The organism is Campylobacter concisus, from assembly GCF_002912425.1.
GTDB lineage: Bacteria > Campylobacterota > Campylobacteria > Campylobacterales > Campylobacteraceae > Campylobacter_A > Campylobacter_A concisus_AH.
This window is the reverse complement of record NZ_POYR01000053.1, coordinates 1-6,731: the sequence shown is the minus strand read 5'-3', so window position 1 is coordinate 6,731 and position 6,731 is coordinate 1. Positions and strand designations below refer to the sequence as shown.

Below are 6,731 nucleotides of genomic sequence, written 5' to 3'. Positions count from 1 at the left end.
CCCCTAAACCCCTCGCACGTTAGAGGGACATGCAATGGTGCTGGCGCACTGCATGTGTTTAAAAACTCTAGTAAATTTTAAAATTAGAGCTGGCATATCACGGCTCTAAATTTAGTGCTAAACGAAGTGCAGCCTAAATTTAGTAGTCTGCTAAGGCGAGTGAGTGGAATTTTAAAATTTGTAAATTTGCTTTGTTAAATCAAGTGATCGTCAGGCAAATTTTAAAATTTCATGAACGAGTAATTTCGGCTCTAAAATTTGAGCTAAGCGATAAGCGAAGCCAAATTTTAGTAGCCAATTCTTGTGAGTGAGTGGAATTTTAAAATTTGTAAAAATGCATATCACGGCTCTAAATTTAGTGATTTATTAAAAAAAACGAGCAGAATTTTAAAATTTGTAAAAAATCAAATTTACAACCCAAAAACTGAAATTTAACCCCAAATTTACTGAAGTCTCTTGCAATCTTCATCTTTTATAGTGTATTCAAAGATTAGTTCGCCGTTTTCTGAGTAGAAAATTTCATCCAAGCTAACGCCGATGCTTAGCATATTTAAAATTTCTTTGTCCTTGCAGGCGGTTCTTAAATTCTCTTTTTTTATAGCCTCGATAAATTCCAAAAGCTCTTTTTCTTCAAGCCTTTTGATCTCTTGTTTTCTTGCGTGTTTGACGGCGTATCTGTAGATGAGCGTATCGCCCACATTTAAGATATCATTAAGAGTTAGCGTAGGCGTGCAGATAAATGGGAGCTTTTTTTTGTAGTATGTTGCGTGATTTTTCGCTGCCATATCTGGCGTAAGAGCCAGAGCTAGCGAGCAAAAAACCAGCGCAAAAATGGCTACTCGCAACTACTTTTATCCAGCTTCAAATCAAAAAGATGTCTGCCCTCAAAGCCGTAGCTACCACTTAGCGTGATGCCGCGATTTAGCGCAGCTCTTGCCATGCCTGAGTTGCAAAGCGCCTCTTTTCCGTTTTGATAAAATTCATCTTTCAAAGCTGAAATTTGAGCCTTGTTATAGCCTTTTAACTTCTTTGTCTTAGTCTCATTTAAGACAAACTCGCCATGTATGTTTAGTCCGTCACTGCTTACATCTTTTAGCGTGATCATATCATCGACTCTACTTGGCAAATTTGGCTTTGCAGTTTGGACGACAAAGGCTGGGATCTGCTTTGTATCAAGCTGATTTAGTATCTGCTCATAGACTTTAAACTCACTCTCTTGCACACCAAAAGCAAGGCTTGCAAGAGCTAATAAAACGATCTTTTTCACATATTACCTTTATATAAATTTTCTAGTGATATTTGGCGAAAGTTTGACCAAGATGTCGTAGTTTATCGTGCCAAAAAAGTTAGCCCAGACATTTGCGTCCTCAAAGACACAGACCCACTCGCCACTATCTTTGCAGCTAAAACTATCCATCGAAATTTTGCCAAGTACCATCTCGCCGTTTGCAAGTCTTAGCTCGCCTAGCCCATTGTATCTTAACAGTCCGTCACCATATCCAAGATCGTAAGTAGCGACGTTTATATCATCTTTTGCTATAAATTTAGCCCCATATCCCACGCTTTGACCACTTTTTAAGACACGTCTGCTAACGCGCTTTGCCCAAAGTGAAAGCACCGGCTTTAAATTTAAAGAGCCATTAAACTGGGCATATCCATACTGAGCGATACCCACACGCACCATCTCATCTTCAACCGCGCTAGCTCTTTCAAGGGCGGCTGAGTTATGAGAGTGAAAGATCGGTTTTTTTATACCAAACTCATCGCAAAGAGCTAAAATTTTCGCTTTTGCGGCGTTAAAGTTTTCTCTTTGCACGAAATAATCAGCATTTAGCTCATCGCTTGCGCGAAAGTGAGTATAAGCGCCAAGAAGCTCTAAATTTCTTCTGGCTAGAATTTCAAATGCATAATCAAGCTCGCTTGTATCAAGCCCATTTCTATGCATGCCAGTGTCAATGGCGAGGTTGATTTTTGTATTTTCTTTTATCTTTAAAAGTGCGTCTATGTCGTTTATGGCGTAGGTAAATTTAGCGCTCTCATCGCCTGTTGGGATGTGCGAGAGGATCAAGATATTTTCAAAGATATCAGCGATCTCATTTGCTTCAAATTCGCTCTTTACGGCGCAGTTTTTTATGCCAAATTTCTTAGCCTCGCTAGCTATTAGCCTTACACCGTGCCCATAAGCGTTATCTTTTAGCACGACGATAACATTTTCTTTTCCGCCAGCTTTGTCACAAATTTTAGTTAGATTGTGGATGTAAGCTGCTTTGTTTAAGCGTATCTCAGACATTGAAATTCACATCATAAGCTTTATAAACGTCAGGCAAGAGCTTTCTTACGTTGTAGTCAAATGCGTAAAATTTAGCGTAAATTTCTTTTAGATCAGCCTCTTTAACCTTGCTAAAGTCAAAGACATCAGTGCCATTTTTCTTTGGCACTTGGCGGTCTAGCTCAGCGAAAAATGCAGACCTCGCCTCTAAAATTTTTTCTATCTTCTCTTTTACTTCTTGAGATTTTTCCACTTCTACTCCTCTATAAAAATTTTCATCTCATCGCCATAAAGCTTGACATAAAGGGTCTTTTGACCTGCAAATTTATGCGTATCAGCAGCGTAATCCTCATAAAAACTCACGCGAAAGAGCTTGTCATTTTTAAGATTTGGATAAGGTGTGATGAGAAAATTTGAAAAAGCGATATGTTTTTTCTCTTTTTTAGAAAAGATGGCTCGTTTCATATTTTTAAAATTTTCTAAGCTCATGCCGTCATATCGCTCAAAATCTTTATCATAAAATTTCAAATAGCTATCAATGTCACTCTCGCTCCAAGTCTTCTTCCAGTTAAGAATTCCAGAGATGATCACCGCTATGTCATTCACGCTTGCTTCTGGGCGCTTGTCCTCGTAGATAAATGCGAGCGTTTTTTTGTGGTCTATCACTTCGTCAAATTTCATCAAAATGTCATTTTGCATAGCCACGCAGCCTTTTGTCTTTAGCTCATCTGTCCTTTGACCATCGAGCGGATAGCCATGTATCCAGATGCCGCTGCCATTACGTTTGGCAAGTTTATCAAGCAAATTTGGATATGAAAGAGAAAAAGCAAGAGGCCCAAGATATCTGTCATTTGGCGTAAATCTACGTGTGAGCTGATAGACACCAACTGGCGTTTTTAGGTCGCCCTCAAGCAGTTTGTCGCCATTTTTGCCAACGATGACGCTTGAGCTAAAAAGCTTTTTCGTAACGCCGTCTTTATAAGAGATGACCTCAAGCTCTTTATCAGTCTTATCAACCACGCTTAGAAGTATCTCGTTGTCGTAATATCCGTATCTAACGTCCTTGTCTTTGAGCTTTTTAAGCCAGTAATCCTTACTTAAAATGTTCTTTTCAATGGCTTCTATGACAGCAGATGGGCCATTTTTTAAGTAAATTTCTTCGTAATTTTGGGCAAAAAGACAAGGCGCTAACGCGATGAAGAAAAGTAGTATCTTTTTCAAATGAAGTGTCCCAAAAAGTAAAATTTAGTGCGTAATTATAACCTAAAAAATTTCAATTTTTAAATTTTAAAGGGAATTTTAGTTTCTTTATATGTATAATCTGAAAACCATTATTAATTTACCATAAAGGAAAAATATGAAAAAACTTGTTTTTAGTGCATTGCTTGCGGCTTCTACACTAATGGCAGCTGACATCAGCTTAGATCATGTCAGAGCAAGAGACACAAAGCCTGGCACAAACAACAGCGCTATTTTCATGGATATCAAAAATGCTTCAAATGCCGATGTAAAGCTAGTTGGTGTTCATTCAAGCGTTTGTAAAAGCACTGAAATTCACACTCACAAGATGGAAAATGGCATGATGGCTATGGTTCAGGTTGAGGACGCTGTTATCCCAAAAAATGGCGAGACAAAGCTAGCACCTGGCGGTCTTCACATCATGCTTATGGATCTAAATAAGCCCATAAAAGATGGTGACAAGGTTGATCTGGAGCTAAAATTTAGCAACGGCGAGAGCATCAAGCTTGATAATATCGAAGTAACCAAAAACTTTAAATAATGAAAAAGATTCTAACCCTTTTTTCACTCATCTTTATAGTAGCAGGTGCTTTTTGGATGGGTCATAAATTTATGGTCAGCAAAGAGGATCCGCCTGAATTTGCCGATGTAAATACATCGCTTGACCCTCTAAAATGCGATCTAAATAAAGATGCTTGCGAGGTGAAATTTAATGGCGTTAAGCTAAAGATAGACATCTCGCCAAGACCGATCTTTGCGATGAGACCGTTTAGCTTTAAGATCATTAATGGCAAAAAATTAGGACTAAAAGATCCAAACCTTGCCATCGAGGGCATAAATATGAACATGGGTTCTATAAAGGCAAGGCTTGATCAAAGGGGCGATAACCTAATAGCCCAAGTCGTGCTAAGTGCTTGCGTGGTCGATCTTATGAGGTATAGATTTAAGCTGCTTGATGGCGAAAAAGATACTGGATTTTTTGTCGATCTCGATCTAAAAATGTAAGGGCAAATGATGAAAAAGACACTTTGGGGCTTAATAATAATCTTAATATGCGCAGGTCTTGCGATGCTTTTTATAAAGCCAAACAAGTATGATTTTAAGGCGCTTTCAGAGCATGGCGAAGTGAGTCTTAAAAACTATAACGGCAAATATAAAGCGATATATTTTGGTTATCTTTACTGCCCCGATGTCTGCCCTACTACACTCTCTCTTATGGGCGATGAGCTAAATAAACTAAAAAGAGATGACTTTGAGCTACTTTTCATCACGCTTGATCCTGAGCGTGATACGCCTGAAAATTTAACCCTAATGGCAAAAAATTTCTACAAAGATGCAGACGGACTAAAGATGAATGATCTGCCAAAAGTCGCTAAAAACTACGGCGTCAAATATCAAAAAATGCATCTTAAAAACTCTGCTATGGGCTACTCTGTCGCTCATAGCTCTGCTATCTATCTGCTAGATAAAGAGGGGAATTTCTACGGCGAAATTTCAAATTTAACTAACGAAAATATCAGAGAAAATCTTTTAAATTTGATAAAAGATAGACCTTAAATTTATCTTGTAGATCAAAATTTCTTACTTTTAAAGAAAAACTTCTTAAACAGCTATACAATTCTTTTTAAACTAGCCGATATTGCGACAATGTAAATCATATGTAAAGGAATTCGTGTGAAGTCAATCACCAATAAAATAGCACTAATGCTAATAGTTGCTCTATGTATTTCGTTTGTGGCTATGTCAGCTGCTAGTTACTACACTGCCCAAAACAAAACCATTGAGCTAGTAATCCAATCTCAACGTCAAATTCTAAAAGATGTAAAAAACGCTATGAATACATTTTTTGACGAGAATACACATGCCGCAAATGGCATCGCCCAAAGGCTAGAAAAGCTAGAGGACAGAAGCCAGATAAATGAAATTTTAAGCACAGGCAAGCTTATCGTATCGCCTGAGATAGAGAGAATTTTTGTTGGATATGAGAGCGATGGTGCGATGTACCGCTCAAATGGTAAAAATGAGATGCCAAAAGACAATGGCTACGACCCAAGAACAAGAGACTGGTATAAGATCGCAAAAGGCTCAAAAGCAACTTTTTCTGATCCTTATAAATCATCAAGCTCAAATGCCATGATGATAGCATTTTCAGCACCTATCGGTAATAAAGGTGTCGCCGCCATGAATGCTGATATTTCAAGTCTCAGTGAAGAGATCATGAGTATCAGCAAGACTGATTATAGCTATGCTTACGTAGTAGATAAAGATGGCAAGATCATCATCCACCCTGACAAAGAGTTAGTTGGCAAAGATAATCCAACTACGATAGGTCTAATTAATAGATATAAAAATAAAGAATTTAATGAAAACGGACTAATTGCTTATAAAAACACAAAGGGCGAGGATAGATATGCTGACTTCATAGAGCTAAACGATCGTGGCTGGCTAGCTATAACTGCCATGCAAAAAGATGTATTTACGTCAAATACAATGCCCCTCCTAAAGATCCAGCTAATCCTAGCAGTGCTATTTATCGTTATCCTCTCAGTATTTGTCTATTTCTTACTTAAAAAGTCTCTTAACCCTATAAAAACCATCCAGTCTAAGCTTGATGATGTATTTAAATTTGTAACTTACGAAGCAAAAGCACCAAGCAAGCTAGAGGTAAGATCAAATGACGAATTTGGTGAGATGAGCAAGGCAATAAATGAGAACATCGACAAAGTCATAGCTGGCATCAAAAAAGATAGCACTATGATAGATGAGCTAAATAAGGTAGCAAATTTGATGATCAAAGGAAACCTTGGAGCAAAGATAGGCTCAACTCCAAACAACCCATCACTAAATGAACTAAAAGAGCTACTAAATAAATTCTTTACATCTATCTCGGCAAATTTAAAGGGCATAACAAATGTTCTTAGCTCATATACTAAAAATGACTTTACAGCAAAGGTTGAGATAAATGAAGAGCTAGAGGCTGACCTAAAAGCTATGATACTTGGAGTATCAAACATGGGCGAGGTAGTTTGCTCTATGCTAAACTCAAATTTAAGCCAAGCACAGCTACTTGAAGAAAAAGCTACAACTTTAGCTTCAGCTATGAAAGAGCTAACACAAGGCGCTAGCACTCAAGCAAATAGCTTACAAGAAAGTGCAGCAGCAGTTGAGCAAATGAGTAGCTCAATGAATGCCATCTCTCAAAAGACAGCTGATGTTATAAGAC

General features: G+C 37.9%; 9 protein-coding genes. 4 read left to right on the top strand and 5 right to left on the bottom strand.

Annotated features, from left to right (window positions below; genetic code table 11):
- Positions 1-443: 443 nt before the first annotated feature.
- From CYP84_RS03295 to CYP84_RS03275, 5 genes are read right to left on the bottom strand one after another with little or no spacing between them, the layout of a single operon-like run.
- Positions 444-845 (bottom strand): flagellar protein FlaH, encoded by a 402-nt coding sequence (locus CYP84_RS03295; RefSeq protein WP_103590733.1) that lies wholly within the window; start codon positions 843-845, stop codon positions 444-446.
- Positions 836-1,267, bottom strand: a complete 432-nt coding sequence (locus CYP84_RS03290; RefSeq protein ID WP_103636667.1) for a peptide deformylase — start codon at positions 1,265-1,267, stop codon at positions 836-838. The genes CYP84_RS03295 and CYP84_RS03290 overlap by 10 nt, the downstream gene beginning before the upstream one ends.
- Positions 1,268-1,276: 9 nt before the next feature.
- Positions 1,277-2,290: an alanine racemase gene (locus CYP84_RS03285; RefSeq protein WP_103636666.1), complete on the bottom strand. Its 1,014-nt coding sequence runs from the start codon at positions 2,288-2,290 to the stop codon at positions 1,277-1,279.
- Positions 2,283-2,522: a CmeU family protein gene (gene cmeU / locus CYP84_RS03280; RefSeq protein WP_009294264.1), complete on the bottom strand. Its 240-nt coding sequence runs from the start codon at positions 2,520-2,522 to the stop codon at positions 2,283-2,285. Before cmeU ends, CYP84_RS03285 begins: the two co-directional genes overlap by 8 nt.
- A gap of 2 nt (positions 2,523-2,524) precedes the next feature.
- Positions 2,525-3,490, bottom strand: coding sequence for a L,D-transpeptidase family protein (locus CYP84_RS03275; protein WP_103567723.1), 966 nt, complete (start codon positions 3,488-3,490; stop codon positions 2,525-2,527).
- Positions 3,491-3,626: 136 nt separating this feature from the next.
- On the opposite strand from CYP84_RS03275, the gene CYP84_RS03270 reads away from it, so the two are divergent.
- The 4 genes from CYP84_RS03270 to CYP84_RS03255 form a co-directional block, all read left to right on the top strand.
- On the top strand, positions 3,627-4,049 hold the full coding sequence (locus CYP84_RS03270) for a copper chaperone PCu(A)C (protein WP_103636665.1): 423 nt from the start codon (positions 3,627-3,629) through the stop codon (positions 4,047-4,049).
- Positions 4,049-4,513, top strand: a complete 465-nt coding sequence (locus CYP84_RS03265) for a hypothetical protein (protein ID WP_103636664.1) — start codon at positions 4,049-4,051, stop codon at positions 4,511-4,513. Before CYP84_RS03270 ends, CYP84_RS03265 begins: the two co-directional genes overlap by 1 nt.
- 9 nt (positions 4,514-4,522) lie before the next feature.
- Entirely contained in the window at positions 4,523-5,065 is a 543-nt protein-coding gene (locus tag CYP84_RS03260) for an SCO family protein (RefSeq protein WP_103636663.1), read from the top strand.
- A 117-nt stretch (positions 5,066-5,182) separates the two neighbouring features.
- Positions 5,183-6,731 (top strand): PDC sensor domain-containing protein (locus tag CYP84_RS03255; RefSeq protein WP_103636662.1); only part of this gene is annotated, 1,549 nt, incomplete at its 3' end.

What these genes read in the sequence shown, in the direction of transcription:
- CYP84_RS03265 (WP_103636664.1), top strand. Translation starts at nt 4,049, where the DNA reads ATGAAAAAGATTCTAACCCTTTTTTCACTCATCTTTATAGTAGCAGGT.
- CYP84_RS03285 (WP_103636666.1), bottom strand. Translation starts at nt 2,290, where the DNA reads ATGTCTGAGATACGCTTAAACAAAGCAGCTTACATCCACAATCTAACT.
- CYP84_RS03270 (WP_103636665.1), top strand. Translation starts at nt 3,627, where the DNA reads ATGAAAAAACTTGTTTTTAGTGCATTGCTTGCGGCTTCTACACTAATG.
- CYP84_RS03260 (WP_103636663.1), top strand. Translation starts at nt 4,523, where the DNA reads ATGAAAAAGACACTTTGGGGCTTAATAATAATCTTAATATGCGCAGGT.